We start from the raw sequence: 3,275 nt of genomic DNA, 5'->3' as shown, positions 1-3,275 counted from the left end.
CCCCGGTGATCGGATCCTGCAGAAAACCCCCGCCGTCTTCGACGTCTCGGTCTGGGAATTCTTCCTCCCCGCCGTCGTCGGCGCCACCCTCGTCGTCGCCAAAGACGGCGGCCACAAAGACCCGTCGTATCTCGCCGAGGTCATCGACCGCCACCAGATCACCGTCCTGCACTTCGTGCCCGCCATGCTCGCTGCATTCCTCGGGGCGACTCCTGACCCGGACCGGTTGGCGTCGGTGCGGCTAGTGTTCTTCTCCGGCGAAGCCCTCCCCGCCGCGAACGCCGCCGACGCCGACCGACTCTTCCTCGGCGCCGAACTGCACAACCTCTACGGCCCCACCGAAGCCGCCGTCGACGTCACCGCAGCACCCGTCCACGCGTCTGCGTTGGCCGACGCGGTGACCGTGCCCATCGGAACACCGGTCGCCAACACAACCACCCACGTCCTCGACACCTGGCTGCGCCCGGTACCCGTCGGGGTGACAGGAGAGCTGTATCTCGGTGGTGTCCAACTCGCCGACGGCTACATCGGCCGCACGGATCTGACGGCGTCCCGGTTCGTCGCTACCGGATCCGGGCAGCGTCTGTATCGCACCGGTGATCTCGTCCGCTGGAACCACGCCGGTGAACTCGACTACCTCGGCCGCTCCGACGACCAAGTCAAGATCCGCGGCTTCCGCATCGAACTCGACGAGATCCGCGTCGTCCTGCAGCAGCACCCTGCCGTCTCGACCGCGGTCGTCATCGCCGCCGACCACCCCGGCGGCAATGACAAATACCTTGCCGCCTATTACGTCGGTACCGACGTCACCGACGACGAACTGCGGGAGCATCTGACCGCACGGGTACCGGACTACATGATCCCCACCGTCTTCATCCCCATCACCACCGTCCCGGTCACCCCCAACGGCAAACTCGACCGCCGAGCGCTCCCCGCACCAGACCTCACCGCAGCCCTCACCGGCGGACACACACCGAGCACGGTCACCGAAACCGTGCTCGCAACCGTCTTCTCCGACATCCTGCACCTGCCCACCGACACCCCACTGTCGATCGACGACGACTTCTTCCGCCTCGGCGGCGACTCCATCTCCTCCATCCAAGTCGTCACCGCAGCCCGCCGCGCCGGCATCACCATCACCGCCGCCGACATCTTCACCCACCGCACCATCAGCGCCCTGGCACGAATCGCCGACACCCACACCCAGACCCACACCGAAACCGGACCCACCACCGTCACCACCGCACCACTGCAACCCATCGCCGCCCGCTACGTAGACCGACCCGGCTTCGACCACTTCACCCAATCCTTCGTCTTCACCACCCCACCCGACCTCACCACCGACACCCTCCACCGAATCCTCACCCGCGTCATCGGACATCACCCGACCCTGCAGGGCCGCCTCGACATCGACAACTCCGGCGCACCACACTTCACCGGCGCCGCCACCCCGATCGAGGTCACCGCCCGACTCGACACCACCGAATTCACCGACGGCTGGTCCGGACCGCGCTGGCCTGCATACGTCACTGCCGAGACGACACGGCTCTCCGAGCAACTCGATCCGACGAACGGGATTTTGTGGCGCGCCCTGTGGTGCACCCACTCCGGTGACACCAACCCCAACGACACCGACTTCGGTGACACCACCGGCCGCCTCGTCATGGTCATCCACCACCTCGCCGTCGACGGAGTCTCCTGGCGCATCCTTCAAGACGACCTCGCACACGCCTGGGCACTCGACACCGGCGCCACCGACACCGACCTGCTCCCCGCCGGAACCTCCATCACCACCTGGACGCACGCACTGACCGAGCAGGATGTCACCGAGCAACTGGGTCATTGGAGCACGGTGGTGAACGCGGTCGTCCCGCTGTTCGGCGAGACCGGAATCGACCAGGAGCGCCACACCCAGGCCGCCGTCACAACTATCGACGTGAAAATCCCGGCCGGGCCCCTGATCGACAACGTCACCGCCGCACTCTCCGCCAGCGTCGAAGACATCCTCCTCACCGCAGTCACCATCGCCACCGGCACCTGGCGCGCACGCCACCACCTCGAGCCACGGCCGGTCACCATCGGCATGGAAGGCCACGGCCGCCAAGAAACCCTCGTCCCCGGAGCAGACCTCTCACGCTCGATCGGCTGGTTCACCACCTGGTACCCGATCATGGCCGACCTCACCGACCTCGACCCGATCGACACACTCACCGACCCCCACCTCGCCGCCGACGCCGTACTACGCATCAAAGACACACTCGCACGCGTCCCGGACCGCGGCATCGGCTACGGCATACTCACCCACCTCAACACCGAAACCGCCCTGCCCACCACCACCCCCGACCTCGCGCTCAACTACCTCGGCAACTTCAGTGCCGGCACCGCCAAACCATGGTCCAATTCGCCGGAGTGCCCCGGAATTCGCGCGCACCTGCCGAAAAACTTGCCCGCTGCAGCAGTGGTGGATGTCAACATCGCGGTTCTCACTGGTAGCGATGGCGAGCCCATGTTCGACGGATCCTTCGCCTATGCCCAGGACATCTTGACCAGCGAACAGGCGCGCGAACTCGTCCAACTCTGGACCACCGCGTTACAGACTCTTGTCACGTACGCCAGCGACGTGGGTGCAGGGCGCGTGCGCCGTTCCCTCACCGACTTCACCGCCAGCGGTACGACCTACGGCGACCTCACCACCTGGGACCACCGTTACGGCGACATCGCTGACGTCCAGCCCCTGACGCCACTGCAACACGGCATGGTCTTCGAATCACTCCTCGGTGACAGCGCCAGCGTGGACCTGTATCTCACGCACACAGTGGTCCACGTCACCGGAACGCTCGACAACGAACGGCTCGACAGAGCCCTGCGAACGTTGACCGAGATCTATCCCAACCTCAAAGCGGCGATCACACCCGCTGCGAACGGCGACTACGTCGCCGTCATCCCCACGCACGCGACGATCGAACTCACCGCAGTGAATGGCATCGGAGATGCAGATGCCGTGGACAAAGCCGTGGCGCGGAACCGGGAAACCGGGTTCGTTCTGGCTGACGCGCCGTTGATGCGCGTCACCGCGGTCACGACCGCAGCCGACCAGCACACCCTCATCCTGACCATCCACCACGCCATCACCGACGGCTGGTCCACCCCGCCACTGATCAAGACACTGCTCCGCGCCTACAACAACCCCACCACACCCGCACTCCCCGACACCACCTACCCGAGCTTCCTCCACTGGCTCACCCACCACGACCACACCACCTCACTCGACACCT

1 protein-coding gene is annotated in these 3,275 nt (G+C 65.9%); it reads left to right on the top strand.

Annotation, left to right across the window (positions count from 1 at the left end; all coding sequences use genetic code 11):
• On the top strand, positions 1–3,275 hold a 3,275-nt coding region (locus CH289_RS27885; RefSeq protein WP_143545156.1), incomplete at both ends, for a condensation domain-containing protein.

Origin of the sequence: Rhodococcus sp. RS1C4, from assembly GCF_002258225.1 — a bacterium.
GTDB lineage: Bacteria > Actinomycetota > Actinomycetes > Mycobacteriales > Mycobacteriaceae > Rhodococcoides > Rhodococcoides fascians_E.
The sequence above is the reverse complement of the archived record's forward strand: the minus strand, read 5'-3'. Positions and strand labels throughout refer to the sequence as shown.